The organism is Arthrobacter gandavensis, from assembly GCF_015355785.1.
Classification (GTDB): Bacteria; Actinomycetota; Actinomycetes; order Actinomycetales; family Micrococcaceae; genus Arthrobacter_B; species Arthrobacter_B gandavensis_A.
In genome coordinates this window covers 1,255,146-1,275,031 of sequence record NZ_JADKYW010000005.1, presented here as the reverse complement: position 1 = coordinate 1,275,031, position 19,886 = coordinate 1,255,146, and the positions used below count along the sequence as shown (strand labels likewise).

The 19,886-nt window shown below is 66.5% G+C and carries 16 protein-coding genes; 8 read left to right on the top strand and 8 right to left on the bottom strand.

Features of this window, described 5'->3' with window-relative positions; all coding sequences use genetic code 11:
• Window positions 1-3: 3 nt before the first annotated feature.
• From ITX31_RS11085 to ITX31_RS11070, 4 genes are all read right to left on the bottom strand, one after another.
• The gene (locus tag ITX31_RS11085) at window positions 4-285 is read right to left on the bottom strand and encodes a hypothetical protein (RefSeq protein WP_194783403.1); all 282 of its coding nucleotides are present in this window, start codon (window positions 283-285) and stop codon (window positions 4-6) included.
• 94 nt (window positions 286-379) lie between these two features.
• A complete protein-coding gene (locus ITX31_RS11080) occupies window positions 380-1,354 on the bottom strand; it encodes a DNA topoisomerase IB (RefSeq protein ID WP_194783402.1) in 975 nt (324 codons plus the stop codon).
• 1 nt (window position 1,355) lies between these two features.
• Complete coding sequence (gene pheA / locus ITX31_RS11075; RefSeq protein WP_228529143.1) at window positions 1,356-2,318, bottom strand: prephenate dehydratase; 963 nt, start codon at window positions 2,316-2,318, stop codon at window positions 1,356-1,358.
• Window positions 2,315-2,632, bottom strand: a complete 318-nt coding sequence (locus ITX31_RS11070) for a rhodanese-like domain-containing protein (protein WP_228529303.1) — start codon at window positions 2,630-2,632, stop codon at window positions 2,315-2,317. The genes pheA and ITX31_RS11070 overlap by 4 nt, the downstream gene beginning before the upstream one ends.
• A 133-nt stretch (window positions 2,633-2,765) precedes the next feature.
• Here ITX31_RS11070 and ITX31_RS11065 point away from each other — a divergent pair, with 133 nt between their 5' ends.
• From ITX31_RS11065 to pgm, 6 genes are all read left to right on the top strand, one after another.
• Entirely contained in the window at window positions 2,766-4,193 is a 1,428-nt protein-coding gene (locus ITX31_RS11065) for an amidase (protein WP_194783400.1), read from the top strand.
• 163 nt (window positions 4,194-4,356) lie between these two features.
• A complete protein-coding gene (locus ITX31_RS11060; RefSeq protein ID WP_194783399.1) occupies window positions 4,357-5,829 on the top strand; it encodes a peptide MFS transporter in 1,473 nt (490 codons plus the stop codon).
• 368 nt (window positions 5,830-6,197) lie between these two features.
• Window positions 6,198-7,187 (top strand): ABC transporter substrate-binding protein, encoded by a 990-nt coding sequence (locus ITX31_RS11055; RefSeq protein WP_194783398.1) that lies wholly within the window; start codon window positions 6,198-6,200, stop codon window positions 7,185-7,187.
• A 46-nt stretch (window positions 7,188-7,233) separates the two neighbouring features.
• Window positions 7,234-8,133 (top strand): ABC transporter permease, encoded by a 900-nt coding sequence (locus tag ITX31_RS11050; protein ID WP_194783397.1) that lies wholly within the window; start codon window positions 7,234-7,236, stop codon window positions 8,131-8,133.
• A 16-nt stretch (window positions 8,134-8,149) separates the two neighbouring features.
• Window positions 8,150-8,938 carry an ABC transporter ATP-binding protein gene (locus ITX31_RS11045; protein WP_194783396.1) on the top strand — a complete coding sequence of 263 codons (789 nt, stop codon included), beginning with the start codon at window positions 8,150-8,152 and terminating at the stop codon, window positions 8,936-8,938.
• 173 nt (window positions 8,939-9,111) lie between these two features.
• Window positions 9,112-10,743, top strand: coding sequence for a phosphoglucomutase (alpha-D-glucose-1,6-bisphosphate-dependent) (gene pgm, locus ITX31_RS11040; RefSeq protein ID WP_194783395.1), 1,632 nt, complete (start codon window positions 9,112-9,114; stop codon window positions 10,741-10,743).
• Between the two features lie 71 nt (window positions 10,744-10,814).
• Here the strand turns inward: pgm and ITX31_RS11035 are convergent, their stop codons facing one another.
• The gene (locus tag ITX31_RS11035) at window positions 10,815-12,215 is read right to left on the bottom strand and encodes an aldehyde dehydrogenase family protein (protein WP_194783394.1); all 1,401 of its coding nucleotides are present in this window, start codon (window positions 12,213-12,215) and stop codon (window positions 10,815-10,817) included.
• The gene (locus ITX31_RS11030; RefSeq protein ID WP_323745656.1) at window positions 12,212-13,090 is read right to left on the bottom strand and encodes an SDR family NAD(P)-dependent oxidoreductase; all 879 of its coding nucleotides are present in this window, start codon (window positions 13,088-13,090) and stop codon (window positions 12,212-12,214) included. The genes ITX31_RS11035 and ITX31_RS11030 overlap by 4 nt, the downstream gene beginning before the upstream one ends.
• 146 nt (window positions 13,091-13,236) lie before the next feature.
• Between ITX31_RS11030 and ITX31_RS11025 the strand changes: the two genes are divergently transcribed.
• A complete protein-coding gene (locus ITX31_RS11025) occupies window positions 13,237-14,550 on the top strand; it encodes a uracil-xanthine permease family protein (RefSeq protein ID WP_194783392.1) in 1,314 nt (437 codons plus the stop codon).
• 5 nt (window positions 14,551-14,555) lie between these two features.
• On the opposite strand, the gene ITX31_RS11020 is transcribed toward ITX31_RS11025, so the two are convergent.
• Both ITX31_RS11020 and ITX31_RS11015 read right to left on the bottom strand, forming a co-directional pair.
• Window positions 14,556-15,665, bottom strand: a complete 1,110-nt coding sequence (locus ITX31_RS11020; protein ID WP_194783391.1) for a glycerate kinase — start codon at window positions 15,663-15,665, stop codon at window positions 14,556-14,558.
• Between the two features lie 52 nt (window positions 15,666-15,717).
• Window positions 15,718-16,527, bottom strand: coding sequence for a glycerophosphodiester phosphodiesterase family protein (locus ITX31_RS11015; protein WP_323745655.1), 810 nt, complete (start codon window positions 16,525-16,527; stop codon window positions 15,718-15,720).
• A 135-nt stretch (window positions 16,528-16,662) separates the two neighbouring features.
• On the opposite strand from ITX31_RS11015, the gene ITX31_RS11010 reads away from it, so the two are divergent.
• Window positions 16,663-19,248, top strand: a complete 2,586-nt coding sequence (locus tag ITX31_RS11010; RefSeq protein WP_194783390.1) for a bifunctional lysylphosphatidylglycerol flippase/synthetase MprF — start codon at window positions 16,663-16,665, stop codon at window positions 19,246-19,248.
• Window positions 19,249-19,886 lie beyond the last annotated feature (638 nt).

Below are 19,886 nucleotides of genomic sequence, written 5' to 3'. Positions count from 1 at the left end.
GGCTTAGTCCTGCGTGCCTTCTGAATCGGTGTAGCTGCCTTCGGTCTCAGCAGCGTTGTGCGAGGTCGACGGCGGCTGCTTGCGTCCGTCGGCGTCGGTGTACTCGCCTTCCTCGTGCTTCACGGATGCCGGGGAGGCCTGTTCGCGGATGAGCTCCTGCTCTTCGGCGAAACGAAGGTCATTTCCCTGGTCGCCAATGTCTCCGCGGTAGTTGTCGTCGCCGCTGGCCTGCCCGCTGGGCTTGGGGTTGGTGAGCTGCTCGTCTTCGTTCGGGTACTCGCTCATGGTCCGCCTTTCGCTGTGATGGCTTCTCCCGCCGGCAACTGGCGCCAACGGTATATAAGCATACTTACCATAGACCCGGACGGTTTTCCGCGGGTTATTCGCTCAGCATTTCCCGCACAGCTGTCTCAGAGGCGGAGTATCCGGCCACCGGAATGACATCCCCGTCAAGAAACCGGTCAACCAGCCGGGGGTCCACGTAGGACTTCCGCGCTACGGCCGGGGTGTTGCCAAGCCTTTCGGCGACTTCCCGGATGGTCTGCGCCACGGCCTGCTGCTGCGCCCGCTTGGTTGAAGCGGTCCGTGCGGCCCGGGCAAAGCCCATGGCCGCCGAGACTGTTGCCTGCCACGTCCGGAAATCCTTGGCACTGAAATCTCCGGCGGTCACCTCCCGGAGAAAGCTGTTCAACTGGGAGGCGTCAATGCTGTGCCACTGCCCATCCACCCCCACGTAGGCAAGCGCGGTGTCCGGCTCCGGACGCTCGAGCATGGGCACAAGCGCCGCGACGAGGTCCTCGTCATCAAGCTCCACGTGCCATTCCTGGCCGCTCTTGCCCGGGAAATCCAGCAACAGACGGGTGTCCTGGACCGTAACGTGTTCCACCCTCAGGGTGGTAGTGCCGTAGGACCCGTTCATCTCCGCGTACCGGGATCCGCCCACCCGGAGAGCCCCTGAATCAACGATCCGCAGGGCCGCGGCCAGCGCGCGGTCCGGCCCGTGACCGTCCGAGCGGAGGTACTTGGTGATGATCCGGCGAGCGGACGGCAGCGCCTGGGCAAATTCGAGGGCGCGGTCGAACTTCTCCCGGTCCTTCATCTCGCGCCAGTGCGGATGGTAGATGTACTGCCGGCGTCCGGCGCCGTCCTGGCCGGTGGCCTGGATGTGGCCGTTGGCGTAGGGGCTGATCCAGACGTCCTGCCAGGCAGGCGGAATCGCGAGGGAACGGATCCGGCGCAGTTCCGCCGGATCCTTCAGCACCTCGCCCTTCAGCCCGCGGTAGCTGAACCCCTTGCCCCAGCGAAGGCGGGTGTAGCCGGGATGTTCGCAGTTACTGCGTCGCAGCCGGGGCATGTCAGCCGTTAATCAGGGATTCGAGCCACTGGTCCGCCGCCTCGAAGGCGGAGTCGGAGGTGTGCGGCAGGACGTGGGCGCGGCGGTGGTCCGCACGCGGATAGGAGCCCAGGAACCTCAGCTCCGGTGACACCCGGTGCAGGCCCTTGAGCGCGTCCGCCACCCGGGCATCGGAAACGTGCCCGTCGGCGTCGATGCTGAAGAAATAGTCGCCCAGGAAGGCCCCGGTGGGCCTGGACTCGATTCGGCTGAGGTTGACTCCCCGGGTGGAGAACTGGTCCAGGATCTCCATCAGTGCGCCCGGGCGGTCCTCGGGCAGGGGGATCACCACGGTGGTCTTGTCCGCGCCGGTGGGTTCCGGCAGCAGCCCGGGCAGGCTGATCAGGATGAACCGGGTCACGGCGTCGGAAATGTCTCCAATGTCCCGGGCAATCACGTCCAGCCCCAGCCGTGAAGCGACCAGCGGGGCGCAGATGGCTGCGTCGAACCCGGGGGATTCATCCAAGAGCCCGACGGCGGCGGCCGCCGTGGAGGAGGCGGGCAGGTATTCCGCTTTGGGAATATTCGCTTCCGCCCAGTTGCGGCATTGGGCCCAGGCGTGGCTGTGCGTTGAAACCCGGCGGACCTCTTCGAGTTCAACGCCCGGCCGCACTGCCAGCACAAAGGTGATGGGCACCAGGATTTCGCGCAGGATCCGCAGCGGCTGCCCAATCGAAATGGCGTCCAGGGTGGCGCTGACGCCGCCCTCCACCGAGTTCTCGATCGGTACCACCGCAGCGTTCGCATGACCTGAGCGGACCATCTCCAGTGCGGAGGTGACGCTGGTGGAGGGGATCCTTACCGCTTCAGCGGCACCGGGGACCTGCAGCAGCGCAGCTTCGGTGAAGGTTCCCTCGGGTCCCAGATAGGTGTAGACCATGGTTCCCGGGAGCTTGGACCGCCCCGGGGTGCCCTCAGGACTCATACGACGGTCGGTTCCTGCCCGTTTTCGGAGACCATTTCCTTGCCCGCTTCAAGCCAGGCACCCATGCCGCCGGTGACGTTGACCGCGGAGTATCCGTGGGATTCGAGCCACTGGGTGGCACGCGCGCTTCGCCCGCCGGAACGGCAGATGACGGCCAGGTCCTGGTCCGGGTCAAGGTCGTCGAGGTGGTCTGGCAGCTGGTCCAGGGGGATGTGCACGGCGTTTGGAATGTGTCCTGCTTCCCATTCGTAGTCCTCGCGCACGTCCAGGATCCGGGCGCCGCCGCCAATCGTGTCCACAGAAACGTTTTCCATCTCGCTCACACTTCCTCACAGTCTCTGTACCGGGTCTGACAAGGCACGCTGCGGGGGCGTCCGTGCCGTTTGTCCCAGCCTATAGTGGGATGCACCGCCAGAGAACAAAGCCGCCCGCGCACCGGAGGTAACAATGCCCAATGGTCCAGCCACCCCGCCCCGGCCCACACCGCATTCAGGGGAGGGCATCGGTTCCCTCAGCGCCCTGGGCTTGCGTGACGCCCTGGCACGCGGCGAGGTTTCTGCCCGGGAGGCCACGGAGTATTTCCTGGGGCGCATCGAGGCGCTGAATCCGGAACTTGGATCCTTCATTGCCGTTACGGCCGATGCGGCACTCGCCGAAGCACGCCAGGCCGACGAAGCGCAGGCCGCCGGAAAACCGCCGCGGATACTGCACGGCATGCCACTGGCGCACAAGGACCTCACCGACGTCGCCGGCGTCCCCACAACCATGGGCAGCGCCGCCGTTCCGCAGGTTCCCGCCGGGGCGGATGGCCCCCTGCCGGCCGTACTGCGGGCTGCCGGAGCCATCAGCCTGGGCAAAACCCAGGTTCCGGAGTTCGGCCTCAGCAGTTACAGCGAGAACCTCGTTGCCCCACCGGCACGGAATCCCCTGGACCCCTCGCTTAGCCCTGGGGGCTCTTCGGGCGGCAGTGCAGCCGCCGTCGCCGCGGGCATGCTGCCTTTCGCTCCGGGTACCGACGGCGGTGGCTCAGTGCGCATTCCGGCCGCCGCCACCGGGTTGGTCGGCCTCAAGCCGAACCGCGGCAGGGTGCCCTCCGGCGGCGGCCAGCGGGACCTGGGCCAGTTTGTGGTTGCCGGGCCACTGGCACGAACGGCCGCAGACGCTGCCCTGCTGCTCGATGCGATGGTTGCCGAGCCGAACTATCACGCCACCAGCGCCCCGCCCGCGTCCGGCTCCTTCCTGGAAGCTGCACTGCGGGCCGAGGGCAGGTTCCGGATAGGCGTCAGCACCCGTTCCCCCTTTGAATCGCGCCTGGACATTGGACTGGACCCTGAGGCAGCACTGGCACTGGAAGCCGGGATCGTGGCGCTTACCGGGGCTGGACATGACGTGACGGAAGCCGACGTCCGCTACGACGAGCGCTACCCGGACGCCTTCGAACTGGTGTGGACCGCACCGCTGGCCAACATCCCGCTGCCGCCGGAGGGCGAGCAGTTCCTTACCCCGCTGACAGCTGCCATGCGCCGCCGCTCACTCCAGCGCTCCGCTGCGGACCTGGCCGGGGCCGTAGAGGTGCTGCGCGCCTTCGAAGAGGAGACCATTTCCCGGTTCTCGGCCTGGGACATGATCCTCACCCCTACGGTGGCCATGACTCCGCGGCCCATCGGCTGGTACTGGACCGGGGACGCCGCGGAAGACTATGCCCTGCAGTGCCGCTACTCTCCGTTCACGTCAATGGTGAACGTCTGCGGACTCCCCGCCGTCACCATTCCGGCCCATGTGACCGCCGAGGGCCTGTCGATGGGCGTGCAGCTCATCGGACGCCCGGGGGCGGAGGCGGACCTGCTGGCGGTGGCAGCCCAGCTGGGTCCATAGCATTCAGAGCCTTAATCGGGAGCCTTTTTGTCCAGCATGTGGACAGAAGTGCCGTTTTGACGGTGATAATCAGCACATACACTTGCATGGAAGCCGGTAGAACACCCCGATTTTCGCTTTCGACGTCGAATCCGTCACAGCGGCGCTTTGGGACTATTGAACGATGAGTCCAAGCCCCACCACAACCAGCCCCGCGCCTGGCGCGCGGAAGGCATTTTTCGGCCATCCCCGGATGCTCGCGAATCTCTTCAGCGTTGAGCTCTGGGAACGCTTCTCCTTCTACGGCATGCAGGGCATCCTGCTCTACTACATGTACTACTCCGTCACTGACGGCGGACTCGGCATGTCCGAGGGAGTGGCGGCAGGCCTCGTTGGCGCCTACGGCGGCGGCGTATACCTCTCCTCCATCGTCGGCGCCTGGGTGGCGGACCGCATCCTGGGATCCGAACGGACCCTCTTCTACTCGGCCATCCTCGTGATGGTCGGCCACATCTCCCTGTCCCTGGTTCCCGGTTACGCCGGCCTGGCAATCGGACTGGTGCTCATCGCCGTTGGCTCCGGCGGCCTGAAGGCCAACGCCACCGCCCTGGTGGGAAGCCTGTACGACGAAAAGGACGAACGCCGCGACGCCGGCTTCTCCATCTTCTACATGGGCATCAACATCGGCGGCCTGATGGGCCCCATCCTCACCGGCCTGCTCTGGGATTCCTTCGGCTTCCACTTCGGCTTCGGCCTCGCCGCTGCCGGCATGGCCATCGGCCTGGCCCAGTACGCAGCCACCCGCAAGTACCTTCCGGAGTCCGCACACCTGGTAGCCAATCCGCTTCCCAGGAGCCACTTCGTCCGTGTTGGCGCGATCGCCGCAGCGGTAATCGCCGTCGTCCTGGCGGCAGTTGCCTTCGGCCTGATCAACAGCGAAAACCTGGTGGGCCTGATGGCCATTCTCGCGCTGGGAGCGGCGATCGCGTACTTCGTGGTCATCCTGTCCAGCAAGCGGGTAAGCCAGGTTGAACGCCGCCGCGTATTCTCCTTCATGCCGCTGTTCGTTGCCAGCACCGCCTTCTGGGCCCTGTTCCAGCAGCAGTTCACCGTTGTTGCGCTCTACGCAGACACTTCCCTGAACCGGGAGATCTTCGGCTGGGAAATGCCGCCGAGCTTCGTCCAGTCCATCAATCCGATCTTCATCATCATCTTCGCCGCCGTCTTCGCGAGCATGTGGACCAAGATGGGCTCCCGCCAGCCGGGCACTCCGCTGAAGTTTGGAATCGGCCTGGCCGTGATGGGCCTGGCGTTCCTCGCCTTCATCCCGTTCTCCGGCGGCGGACCTGCCAGTACGCCGCTGCTGGCCCTGGCCGGCATCCTGCTGCTGTTCACCTTCGCTGAGCTGTCGCTGTCCCCGACTGGCCTCTCCGCCGCGACCAAGCTGGCACCGTCCGCGTTCCCAACGCAGATGGTTGCGCTGTTCTACCTGTCGGTATCCCTGGGCAGCACGCTCTCCGGCTGGCTGGCGCAGTTCTACAGCCAGGACACCGAAGTCAGCTACTTCTCCTTCCTGGGCATCACCGCAATCGTGCTGGGCGTCGCCCTGGCAGCCGCGGCACCCGCCATCAAGAAACTCATGGGCGGCGTGCGGTAACCCGTTCCTTTAGATCGCCTAACAAAAAGTGCCCGTTTGGATTGCAAACGGGCACTTATTGCGTATGCGCCGCCTGCTGAACTCTTTCGATCCGCTTGGACACTCTGAGGATTTTGGTCCCGTACGGTCGATTATTTGTCCGCTCATGCCAAGCTCTGGCATGCATCTGTCTCCACGTCGCGCGTCGCATTAGACAATGTAAGCGCCCTCACAGTTAGTATCATTCAATCAGCCGGTGCTGAACCGCACCCGTTTGCCGGGCTCCGATCAACGACGTCGGGCCGGGGACCGGATGCCAGCGTCCGGCACAACGACACCCTGCCCGGCCGGCGCCGTCCGCCGCCGGGCAGCGCACTGAAAGGGCAACGATGAAGCGTTCAAAGACAGGGGCACTGGGGGCCCTGCTGCTGGGTGCATCCCTCGCGGCGACCGGCTGCGGCTCGGATTCCGCTGCAAGCGGCGATTCGGACATGGTGAGGATCGGCATCACGCAGATCGTGGAGCACGATGCCCTGACCTCCGCCAAGGAAGGATTCAAGCGGGCGCTGGCCGAGAACGGCTACACCGAAGGCGAGAACATCTCCTACGACGAGCAGAATGCGGCCGGCGAGCAGGCCACAGCCACGTCGATCGCTTCCAAGTTCGCCTCTGACGACCTGGACCTGGTGCTGGCAATCGCCACTCCGACGGCGCAGGCTGCAGCGCAGGCAATCACCGACATCCCCATCCTCATCACCGCGGTCACCGAACCGGAAGAAGCCGGCCTGGTTGATTCATGGGACGCCCCCGGCGCCAACCTGACCGGCACCAGCGACCTGAACCCGGTCGCGGACCAGCTGGCACTGATCAAGGAACTGGCTCCGGACGCCAAGACCGTCGGCATCGTCTACAGCTCCGGCGAGGTCAACTCCGAGGTGCAGATCGAACTCGCGCAGGAAGCCGCAAAGGACCTCGGAGTCGAGCTGAAGCTGGCTGCCGTGAGCAACACCGCCGAGGTGCAGCAGGCCGCCGAGTCCCTCGACGTCGACGCCTTCTACATCCCCACCGACAACAACGTCGTGGCCGCCCTGGACTCCGTCGTCCAGATCGCCGAGACCAAGAAGATCCCGCTGGTCACCGGCGACGCAGGTGCCGTGAAGTCCGGCGGCATCGCCACCCTGGGCATCGACTACGAACTGCTCGGCTACCAGACCGGCCTGATGGCGATCAAGATCCTCGAAGAGGACGCGGATCCGGCCACCATGCCGATCGAAACCCTCTCCGAGACCCAGCTGGTCATCAACAAGACCGCCGCAGCAAACATGGGCATCGAAATCCCCGAGTCCCTGCTCGAAAAGGCCGACGAGGTCATCGAGTAACACCTGCTGCCGACCGTCCCACCCCGCTGTAAGGAAAAGAAATTCCATGATCACTGCTGTTGAACTGGGGCTTATCTACGCCGTCATGGCCCTGGGCGTTTACCTCACCTTCCGGATCCTGGACTTTCCGGACCTTACCGTGGACGGAAGCTTCACCACCGGCGCAGCCGTGGCGGCCATCTCCATCATCAACGGGGTTCCACCCCTGGCCGCCACGGCCGCCGCATTCGGCGCCGGACTTGTCGCAGGCTGCGTCACCGGCCTGCTGCACACGAAGGGCAAGATCAACGGGCTGCTGGCGGGCATCCTGACCATGATCGCGCTCTACTCCATCAACCTGCGGATCATGGGCACCTCCAACCTGTCCCTGCTCCGCGAAGACACGCTCATCACCCCGCTGCGGGAGAACGGGCTGCTGGGCGGCGCCGTCGCCATCGCCCTGTTTGCCCTGCTGGCCGTAGGCGTGAAGCTGTTCCTGGACTGGTTCCTGCACACCGACCTGGGCCTGGCCATGCAGGCCACCGGCGATAACCAGGAGATGGTCTCCAGCTTCGGTGTCAGCACCGACCGCATGAAGATCCTGGGCCTGGCCCTCTCCAACGGATTCGTGGCCCTCTGCGGCGCCGTGGTGGCCCAGTACCAGGGCTTCGCGGACATCGGCATGGGCATCGGCCTGATCCTGGTGGGCCTCGCTTCCGTCATCATCGGCCAGGCGATCTTCGGTTCCCGCCTGATCGTCGTTTCCACGCTGGCTGTGATCCTGGGCGCCGTGGTCTACCGGATCGTCATCGCCCTGGCCCTGGACCTCGGCTTCGAGCCCAACGACATGAAGCTCATTTCCGCGGTGCTGGTGGTCCTGGCCCTGATTCTGCCCCAGTGGAGCCTCTTCCGCAGGCTGCCGACCTTCAGCAGCCTGCGCAAGTCCAACGTCACCACGGCCAGCTAGCGAGGAAAGCACAACCATGCTGAAAATCGACAACGTACAGAAGACCTTCTTCGCCGGCACCGTCAATGAACGCGTTGCCCTGGCGAAAATCGACCTGGAGCTGGCGGCCGGGGAATTCATCACCGTAATCGGCTCCAACGGCGCCGGTAAATCCACGCTGCTGAACATGGTCTCCGGCAAGCTGCGCCCGGACACCGGATCGGTGCTCATCGACGGCAAGGACGTCACCAGGCTGGCCGACTACCAGCGGGCCCGCTTCATTGGCCGGGTCTTCCAGGACCCGATGGCAGGTTCCGCGCCGCAGCTAAGCATCGAACAGAACATGTCCATCGCCTACGAACGCGGCAAGCGCCGCAGCCTGGGCTGGGGGGTGTCCGCCAAGAAGCGGGAGCTGTTCCGTGAGGAGCTCAAGTCGCTGGAACTCGGGCTGGAGAACCGGCTCAAGGCGAAGGTGGGCCTGCTCTCCGGCGGCCAGCGCCAGGCGCTGTCCCTGCTCATGGCAACGTTCAGCGAGCCGAAGATCCTGCTGCTGGACGAGCACACCGCGGCTCTGGACCCGCAGCGTGCCGCCCTGGTCTCCCGCCTGACCGGTGAGATCGTGGCCCGCCACCACCTCACCACGCTGATGGTCACGCACAATATGCAGCAGGCACTGGACCTGGGCACCCGGCTGATCATGATGCACGAGGGGCGGATCATCCTGGATCTGGACAGCACGCAGAAGGCGTCCATGACCGTCCCGGACCTGCTGCATGAGTTCGAGAAGATCAAGGGCGGCCTGGACGACCGCACGCTGCTCCAGTAGCCCCGTCTGAACCGTTCGCGCTCCGCAATTCCCGTCGAGATGGCAGAAACTGCTCGTTAGAGGCTTCTAACGAGCAGTTTCTGCCATCTCGTTGGGGTGCGGGAGACGCGGCGACGGCGGCACGAAAGTAAGGCGCCTGCCGGAACAACCGAATCTTTGGCATGCTTGGGTCTATGTCTAACCGTGCCGGCACACCTGCCCAACCATCCGACCTCGTTGACCTGACGGAACTGCTCGACGCTTATTACGACGTCGCTCCGGACCTCGCTGATCCCGGCCAGCGCGTTGCGTTCGGCACCTCGGGCCACCGCGGCAGCTCCCTAAAGGGATCCTTCAACGAACCGCACATCGCCGCCATTACCCAGGCAATCGTTGAGTACCGCACCGGTGCCGGCATCACGGGCCCGCTGTTCATGGGCAAGGACACCCACGCCCTCTCGGAGCCGGCGCAGAACACCGCGCTGGAGGTCCTGGCCGGCAACGGCGTGAACGTCCTGATCGATGCGCGGACCGGTTTCACGCCCACCCCGGCCCTGAGCCACGCGATCCTGACCCACAACGCCACCCGCACGGACCAGGCGGACGGCATTGTCATCACCCCGTCCCACAACCCGCCGGCCGACGGCGGGTTCAAGTACAACCCGCCCTCCGGCGGACCCGCCGATTCAGGAACCACGTCCTGGATCGCCAACCGCGCCAACGAACTCCTTGAGAACGGCCTCCGCGGCGTGCAGCGCGTGCCGCTGGGCGAGGCCCGGCTGGCAGAGTCGGTGGGTGCCTACGACTTCCTGCAGCATTATGTGGGCGACCTCGGCTCGGTGCTGAACATGGATGCCATCAAGGGTTCCGGCCTGCACATCGGCGCGGATCCCATGGGCGGCGCGTCCGTTGACTACTGGGGCGCCATCGGCGAGCAGTACGGCCTCAACCTGACCGTGGTGAATCCCGGCGTGGATCCACAGTTCGGCTTCATGACCCTGGACTGGGACGAGAAGATCCGCATGGACTGCTCCTCCCCCGACGCGATGGCATCCCTTATCGCCCAGGCGGGCCGGTATGACATCGCAACGGGGAACGACGCCGATGCCGACCGGCACGGAATCATCACCCCGGACGCCGGGCTCATGAACCCCAACCACTACCTCGCCGCCGCGGTGGAGTACCTCTACGCCAACCGCTCCGGCTGGCGCAGCGACGCCATGGTGGGCAAGACCCTGGTCTCCTCCTCCATGATCGACCGGGTTACCGACAGCCTGAACCGCCGGCTGATGGAAGTCCCGGTGGGCTTCAAGTGGTTCGTTCCGGGCCTGCTCTCCGGCGAAGTTGCCTTCGGCGGCGAGGAATCCGCAGGTGCCTCCTTCCTCCGGCTGGACGGCTCGGTCTGGACCACGGACAAGGACGGAATCCTGCTGGCCCTGCTGGCCTCGGAGATCACCGCCACCACGTCCAAGACACCGTCGCAGCACTACCGTGAACTGACCAGCCGGTTCGGGGACCCGGTCTACGCACGGGTTGATGCCCCGGCCACCCGCGAACAGAAGGCAGCGCTGTCCAAGCTGTCGCCGTCGGACGTCACTGCCACCACACTGGCAGGCGAGGAGATCACCGCACGGCTGACCGAGGCGCCCGGCAACGGCGCCGCAGTCGGCGGGCTGAAGGTCACCACGGAGAACGCCTGGTTCGCGGCCCGGCCCTCCGGCACTGAGGACGTGTACAAGATCTACGCCGAGTCCTTCAAGGGCGTTGAGCACCTCAGCGAGGTCCAGGCTGAGGCCAAGGCCATCGTGGACTCCGTGATCGCCTAGCTCCCCCCATCGAGATCACAGAAACTGCCCGTATGAGCGTTTATACGGGCAGTTTCTGTCATCTCGATTAGTCAGAGCAGGCGGCGCAGGACGCTGGCCTTGAACCCGTTGTACGGCGGGTACGCCACGCGCAGGGTGTCCAGCAGCGTTCCCTTCGAGAAGACCGGGCGGGCCTGGCTGAACGTGTCAAAGGAGTGCTTGCCGTGGTACGCGCCCATCCCGCTGGCGCCGGCACCGCCGAAGGGCAGCTCCGGGACCGCCAGCTGCACGATCGCTGCGTTGTGGTTCACGGACCCGGCCCGCACGCCCTGCTCGAACCGGCGCTGCTGCGCTGCCGAGGACGTGAACAGGTAGGACGCCAGCGGGACAGGGCGGGCGTTGATGATTTCCATCGCCTCGTCCAGGTCCCGCACGGTAACCACCGGAAGGACCGGCCCGAAGATCTCCTCCTGCATCACGGGAGCGTCCAGGGCCACGTCAGCCAGCACGGTCGGTTCAATGTAGAGGTCTTCCCGGCTGCTGCGGCCCCCGGAAACCACGGTCCCGTCCGCCAGGTAGCCCAGGATCCGGTCAAAGTGGCCTTCGTTGATGATCCGTCCGTAGCTGGCGCTGCGGGACGGGTCCTTGCCCACCAGCTCACGGAGCGCCCTGGTGAGGGCCTGAAGCAGCATGGGAGCGGCGTCTTCCGTAACCAGGACATAGTCCGGCGCAACGCACGTCTGCCCGGCGTTGATCAGCTTGCCGTAGGCCAGTCGCCGGGCGACGGCGGTCAGGTTTCCGTCCAGCACGACGGCGGGCGACTTGCCTCCCAGCTCCAGCGTCACCGGTGTCAGGTGCTCGGCGGCAGCGCGCATGACAATCTTGCCGACCCGTTCCCCGCCGGTATAGAAGATGTGGTCGAAGTGTTCGGCGAGCAGCGCCTTGGATATCTCCTGGGCGCCCTCGATGACCGCCACGGCCTCCGGGTCCAGGTACTCCGGCAGGATTCGGGCCACCGCAGCGGAGGTGGCCGGGGCAAGCTCGCTGGGCTTGAGCACCGCGGCGTTGCCGGCGGCGAGCGCTCCGATGAGCGGGGCGAGGAGCAGCTGCACGGGGTAGTTCCACGGCGCGATGATCAGCACCACTCCCAGCGGCTGCGGTTCAACCTTGGCCGACGCCGGCTGCAGGCCCAGCGGCACCGGCACCTTGGTGGTGCGCGTCCAGTCCGTCAGGTGCTTCAGCGCGTGGGCTGCTTCGGCCCGGGTGATGGAGATTTCGGTGAGGTAGGCCTCGAGGGGGTTCTTCCCCAGGTCTTCGCGCAGCGCCGCGGCGAATTCATGTTCCCGTTCGGAGAGCATCCGCATCAGGGATTTCAGCTGCTCTTTCCGCCATGCGAGCGGCCGGGTACGGCCGCTCGCGTAAACCTTGCGGACCGCAGCAACCCGCGCTGGCACACTTGCTGCCGGGGAAGGTACCGGACTGCCGGCGCTCATGCCCGGTTCCCGGTGCCGGCCGCCGAAGAGGCTGCCGCCCCCGGGTCCGCGGGCGGCCGGCCGGTGAAGTGGTCCATCGACTGGTAGACCTTGAAGACCCTGCCTGCCACCACGTCCCACGCCGGCTGGGGCAGGAGTCCGCGCAGGGCGCTGCCCAGCGGGACGGTCCACGGCAGCTGGACCCGGGCCTTGCCGGCAAGAAGTGCCTTCCAGGCCCTGTCCACCACGTATTCAGGTTCCATCAGCGGAGTCATCAGCGGGCCGCGGGCCCCTTCGAACATGCCGGTCTTGATGTAGCTCGGAATCAGGGTGGTGACCTGGATGTGGCCCTGCCCGGCTTCCTCAAGTTCCAGGCGCAGCGAATCGCTCCAGCCAATCACCGCCCACTTGGACGCGGTGTACACGCTCATCTTAGGCACCGACAGGGTTCCGGACGCGGAGGCGACGTTCAGGATGCGGGCGGGGGTGCGCCGGTCGATCATGCCCGGCAGGAACGCGCGGGTGATGTGCATGGGTGCCAGCGTGTTCACGTCCATCACGGCGTCGATGTCCGTTCCGGTGTGCTCCCAGAAGTACTTGCCTCGAACAATGCCGGCGTTGTTGATCAGCACGTCCGGCGCACCGGTTTCCGCCAGCACCGCTTCGGCTTTTTCTGCCACCTGGGCTGTTGACGAGACGTCCAGGGTGTACGGCAGGACGTCAGCGGATCCGAGACCGCGCAGCCGCTGTGCCGCGTCCTGAAGGGCCTCGGCGTTGCGGTCCCAGAGCACCACCGCCCCGGCTCCTTCACGCACCGCTCGCTCCGCGTACAGAAGGCCCATCCCCATGGCCGCTCCGGTGATGAGTACTGTCCGTCCAGAAACTGAAATTCCCACGTTTGATCCGTCCGTCACAGGCCGCCCTCGGCCATTCTGCTTCCCCGGTAAACTTGTTGGTGCGTGCAACATAGCGTGGCACAGAAGCCCCGCCGGTAACATTCTCCACGAATCAATCCCCCTTTGTCCTTTCGGAAGGCACACGCATGAGCAGGTTCGGCACGGACTGGAAACTCCACGGAAACGGCAAGACTGTTACTCCCGGCTCATTCGTCGCTCCGGATGAAAGACTCAGCTGGCCGCGCACCATCGGCATTGGTGCCCAGCATGTGGTGGCCATGTTCGGCGCGACCTTCCTGGTTCCGCTGCTCACCGGCTTCCCGCCGGCCACCACCCTGTTCTTCTCCGGCATCGGAACCATCCTGTTCCTGATCATTACTGCCGGGAAGGTCCCCAGCTACCTCGGTTCATCCTTCGCCTTCATCGCCCCGATCGCGGCCGCAGTCAACCAGCACGGCCCCGGCGGAGCGCTGGGCGGCATCATCATGGCCGGCGCCACCCTGTTCCTGATCGGCCTTGCTGCCCAGCTGGCCGGCACCCGCTGGATCCAGGTCCTGATGCCGCCCACCGTCACCGGTGCGATCGTGGCGCTGATCGGCCTGAACCTGGCACCCACCACGCGCACAAACTACGAAGCCGGTCCCGTCACCGCTACGGTCACGGTTGTGGTGATCCTGCTGACCACGGTGCTGTTCAAGGGCCTGATCGGCCGTCTTGCCATCCTGGTTGGCGTCCTGGCCGGTTACGCCGCCGCCATGATCCAGGGCGAGGTGGACTTCTCCGCCATCAATGACGCAGCCTGGTTCGGCCTGCCTGAGTTCACGGCTCCCACGTTCCACTTCAACGTCATTGGCCTGTTCGTCCCCGTAGTACTGGTGCTTGTTGCGGAGAACATCGGCCATGTGAAATCCGTGGCGGCCATGACCGGACGTGACCTTGATCCGTACACCGGCCGGGCGCTGATGGCCGACGGCGTTGCCACCATGCTGGCCGGTGCCGGCGGCGGTTCCGGCACCACCACCTACGCGGAGAACATCGGAGTGATGGCGGCTTCCCGGGTCTACTCCACGGCCGCCTACTGGGTAGCCGGCATCACTGCGGTACTGCTGAGCCTGTTCCCGAAGTTCGGTGCCCTCATCGCCACCATCCCGCAGGGCGTGCTGGGCGGTGCCGGCGTGGTGCTCTACGGCATGATCGGCATCCTCGGTGTCCGGATCTGGGTGGACAACCGCGTGAACTTCTCCAACCCGATCAACCTCTCGGTGGCCGGTGTCGCCCTGGTGATCGGCATTGCGAACTACACCTGGAACGTTGGCGGCCTGACCTTCGAGGGAATTGCCCTGGGCACCGCGGCAACCCTGGTGATTTACCACGGCATGATGGCCATCGCCCGCTGGCGCGGCACCATGCCGGATGAGCCCCAGAAAGACGTCGGCGCCACGCCGTCAAGCCTGGGCTAGGAATCCTAGGCCCCTTCCAGGGCCGCCTGCGTGGCGCGGGCAACATAGAACTCTGCCCGCGCCATGGCGTCCTCCGGGCTCTGCGCGAGGTCAAGCAGGCTGACTGCCGCTTCGACGCCGTACTCGGCCAGGACCTTCGGGCTCAGCGTGATCGCTCCGGCCACGAGCACCACCGGGATTCCCCTCTCTGCAGCCATCCGCGCCACCTCCAGCGGTGCCTTGCCGTACCGGGACTGTTCATCGATGGAGCCCTCCCCGGAGAGCACAAGGTCAGCCCGCGCCAGGGCCGGGGCCAGGCCCACCAGCCCGGCAATGAGTTCGAAGCCCGGTTCAATCCGGGCATCCGTGAAGGCCAGGAAGGCGGACGGGAACCCGCCGGCCGCCCCGGCGCCGGGAACATCGACGTCGACGCCGGTTGCGTCCTTCAGCAGCCGCGCCCAGTTCGCCAGTGCTTCATCCAGCAGCAGCCGGGCGGAGGAATCGGCTCCCTTCTGCCCGCCGAAGACGTGGGCGGCACCGTTGTGGCCGGTCAGCGGATTGGTGACGTCCGCGGCGATCCGAATTACCGTGTCCTTGATCCGCGGGTCCAGCCCGGAAGCGTCGACGGCGGCGGCCACCGCAAGTCCCGCGCCTCCCGGCGGAACCGGGTTCCCGGCCGCGTCGAGGATCCGCAGGCCCAGGGCGCACAGGGCTCCGGAACCGCCGTCGGTCATCGCCGAACCGCCGATTCCGAGGATGATCTCCTGTGCCCCGGCGTCCAGCGCCGCGGTGATCAGCTGACCGCTGCCAAAGCTCGACGCCGCCAGGGACGTCTGCACGGACGGTTCCACGAGCATTAGCCCGGAAGATCGTGCCGTCTCCAGAACCGCCGTCGTGCCGTCCAGTGCCCAGACCGCGGTCACTTCGCGGCCAAGCGGCCCGCGGATCCGAGCCGTGCGTTCCTCGGCTCCGGAGGCGAGTGCGGCTTCGAGGGTGCCTTCGCCGCCGTCGGCGACCGGCAGCCGGGTGACATCTGCGTCCGGATAGACGGAAAGCACCGCCTGCGCCATGGCGGCAGCGGCTTCCTCGGCGGTGAGGCTGCCTTTGAACTTGTCCGGGGCTATGAGCACGCGCATGGACTACATCCTGCCAGCGAATCGCGGCTGCGGCACGTACAACCGGAGCGGCCTAAGCCGGCCCGGGCCCCTGAGGCCAGGCACCGCGCCCGGCCAGCACGGCGGAGAGCAGGTCCGCCCGGTCCGAGACGAGTCCGTCCACTCCCATGTCCAGCAGCCCTTCCATTCGCGGACGGGTATTCACGGTCCAGACGTGGACCTGGATGCCGGCACGGCGGCAGCGCCGCAGGAACGCGGGGCGCACCACGGGAATTCCGCGGTAGCTGACCGGCACCTGCACACAGTCGAAACGGCCCAGCCGGGCGACGAGGCCGCCGAGTCCCAGCGGCGAAAGCAGCAGCAGTGCGGCGTTGGCGGCTGATCCGGCGGAGGTCGCGGCAGGCTTGGAGAGCCGGCGCAGGCAGTCCAGCCGCCGGCGGTCAGAGAAGGAGGTCACCAGCACCCTCTCATGTGCCCGGTGCTTTTCGATCAGGGCGGCCAGCGCGGCGGCACCGGCGGCGTCCTTGATGTCGATGTTCAGCCGAACGTCCGGCCAGCGGAGCAGGACTTCTTCCAGCGTGGGGATGGGCTCAGTGCCCCCCACGCGGACGCTGCGGAGTTCACGCAGGCTTCGGGCGCTGATCGGACCGGCGGCATCGGTGACCCGGTCCAGGGTTTCATCATGGAACGCCATGAGCACACCGTCGCTGGTGGTGCGGACATCAGTCTCCAGATAGCCGAACCCCAGGTCCACTGCAGCCTGGAAAGCTGTCAGGGTGTTTTCAAGCCCGTCGGGACTGAACCCCCGGTGGGAGAGTCCCAGCGGAACCCCGCGGGACAGCGGCGCGGACGGCGGGACGAAGTACGGCGGGGGTGCGTTCACAAGGGTACTTTATCGCCCGTCAGCACACCGTCTTGCGCGGGTGTCCGGTCCGCGGACGGAGTCCCGGAACTAGACTGTGGCTCCACCCGGGGGCGAACCCTTCCCACCGCGCCGGCAAGCCATGGAGGTGGCCGCATGCAGCACAGCTCTGCCCGGCAGACAGCGGGCCGCTGGCTCCGCTGGCCCGCGGACGGGCTGCGGGGGAGCCTGGCCAGGTCCCCGGTGACACTGGTGTTCCTGGCGCTGTTCTGGTTCTTGGGCATCCTCACCTCCTCCATCCTGAACGGGCCGGATGATCTCCTGCTGCCCTGGGTGAGCGTGTCCGTGAATACTCTGCCGGATTACTGGCCGGCGCTGCTGCTGTCCGCCCTGTGGGCCAACGGACTGGCCGGCTACATCAGCGGAACCCTGCTCACGCTGGCCGTGGGGCTGCCTGCCGAACGCCTCCTGGGCAGCCGGCGCTTTCTCGCGGCGGCGGCGGGGACGCAGGTCATCGGTGCCCTGGCGGGCATCGCTTTTGCCGCTTCCCTGCGGGGGGTTTTGGAGAACTGGGGCCGGGAGCTCAGCACGGATTCATTCCTGGGTCCGGTGGCTCTGGTCTGCGGAACCGCCGCAGCGGCCTCGGCCGGCATGAGCACGCTCTGGCGCCGCCGGGTGCGGCTGGCCCTGTACGCCCTGCTGGTGGTCCTCGCCCTGTACTCGGGTGCGCTGCGTGACGTCATGGCCCTGGCCGCCGCGGTCACCGGAGGGATCTGGGGGCCATACCTGTTCGGACGGCGCCCGCATTGGCCGCGCAGGCTGGTTTCCAGCCGGCGCGAGGCCCGGGTGCTGGTCGGACTGCTGGTGGTGGCTACCGCCGTCGGGCCGGTGATCGCCGCCCTGAACGTGCGCGCCGTCGGGCCCCTGGCCGTCCTTGCATACCTGTTCACCAACGCGGAAACCCTGGACCCGGTGGCCTTGGCCAACATCTGCGCAGATCCGGGCATGCACGCTGAATGCCGCACCGCCCGCCTGGAGCAGAGTGCCGGGCTGGCCGGGTTCTTCCTTGCCGTCCTGCCCCAGGTGCTGCTGATCGTCTTCGCCGACGGGCTGCGGCGCGGGCGCCGGTTCGCGTGGATCAGCGCCCTCATCCTGCAGGGCCTGATGACACTGGCCGCAGCCGTCCGCACTGGGTTTTTCCTCGCAGGTCACACCGGCGGGGTCTACGGCGTCGGCGGGCCCGTACAGCCCCTGGCGCTGGTCCTTCCCATGCTGTTGCCGCTGCTGGTCTTCGTGCTGCTGGCCGCCTCCGGGAGGCTCTTCTCCGTCTCCGCGGCACCGGGCACCTACCGCCGGTTGTTCCTCACCTGCGCCACAGCCGGCGTGATCCTGGGAGCGGTGTGGGTGGGCGGCGGGCTGTTGCTGCGCAACGGTTTCACACCGCAGGCAGACATGGAGTCACTGCTGGAAGACCTGCCGCTGCGCTTCCTGCCGGTTTCCGAAATCATCTCCCGGCCTCCGGAGCTGCTGCCGCAGTCGCTTCCGGCCATCATGCTCTATGAGGGTGTTGGCGTAGTGTTCTGGATCCTTGCCTGCGTGCTGCTGTTGCGGTCCTTCCTTGAGCCGGCCTACAGCCGCTTCGCCCTGGACGAAGAACATGCCCGGACCCTGCTGATGTCCAGCGGCGGCAGCACGATGGCCTGGATGACGCTGTGGAGCGGCAACTCGTACTGGTTTTCCCCCACCGGCAATTCCTATGTGGCGTACCGAATCGGCTCCGGCGTCGCCCTGACCGTGGGTGACCCGGTGGGACCCGCTGCCGAACTGCGGCAATCGGTGGAGGGATTCGCGGCCTACTGTGCCGACACCGGAGTGACCGCGTGCTTCTATTCAGTGAACGAGGCGACCCGGGAGGCAGCCGCCGGCCTGGGGCACACGGACCTGCAGGTGGCGGAGGAAACGCTGCTGCCTCTCGGGTCCCTGGCCTTTCGGGGCAAGCGTTTCCAGGACGTAAGGACTGCCTTCAACCGGGCCGGCAAGGCCGGGATCCGTGCCGAGTGGACCACCTACCGCACGGCGCCGCTGTCCGTCCTGGACCAGATCAATGCAATTTCCGAGGAATGGGTTGCCGAGAAGCAGATGCCGGAGATGGGCTTCACGCTGGGCGGGATCGAGGAGATTGACGACGACGGCGTGCGGCTGCTGCTCGCGGTGGACCGGGACCGCACGGTGCACGGGGTGACCTCCTGGCTGCCGATCTACCGGGATGGCGAGGTTATCGGCTGGACGCTTGATTTCATGCGCCGGCGGGCTCGGGGTTTTCCGGCCGCCATGGACTTCCTCATCGCCTCCGCCGCGCTGTCCCTGCAGGATGAAGGCTTTCACCTGCTCAGCCTGTCCGGCGCGCCGCTGGCCCGGAACGAGGCTTCGTCGACCGCAGCATCGGAAGCCGAAATCACTGCCGGCGGAGGCAGCGCCCCGCGGCGGGCTGCCGATACGCCGCCTGCGCTGGAGTGGCTGATGGACCGCCTGGGGGCAACCCTGGAACCGGTCTACGGTTTCCGCTCCCTGCTGGCCTACAAGGCCAAGTTCCAGCCGGAGTACGTTCCGCTGTACATGACCTACTCGGATTCAGCGTCTCTGCCGGCAATTGCGAATGCCCTGGCGAGGGCCTATGTGCCCCACGTTTCGGTGGGACAGACCTTCACGTTGGCCCGTCGAATCGTGGGCAATCAGCGATGAACTTGGCGCTGACCTCGGGACCGGCACCTGTGCTTCTGCTGAGCCTTGGCGCGGCCGGGCTGTGCTGGCTGTGCTGGGGGCCAAGGAGGTATCTCACCGGGGTTGTCCCGTTCGCCGTGATGGGCGCGCTGGCCGGGACCGTCCTGCTGTTCGTGGCCGCGGAATTGCTGCTGTCCTGGTGGGACGCATCCTTCCCGCGCTATCTCTACTTGTATTCCGCTGGCGGCATATTGGCTGTGCTGCTGATTGTTCCGCGCTGGCGGCTCTCCCGGGGCGCCTTGGCGCGCATCCTCACGGTCCTGTCCGCCGCTGCGGTGCTGCTGGGCGCGGCGTCGGCGGCCAATGTGGCCTATGGCCAGTACCCCACAGTCGAATCCCTGGTGGTTCGCCCGGGTGAGTCCGGCGGCGAGGTTCCCATCCGCAAACCGGTTCCCGGACAGGACGCCACGCCGAGCACGGAAGCGAACTGGAGAGCGCCGTCGACCATGCCGGCGGAAGGCAGGGTGTATGAGGTCCAGATCCCCGGGTCCGTCTCCGGCTATGCCGCAGGAACCGGGCTGGTGTATCTCCCGCCGGCTTATCTCGGCACGCCCTCCGCCCAGAACCTGCCGGTGCTGATCGCGCTGCATGGACAGCCC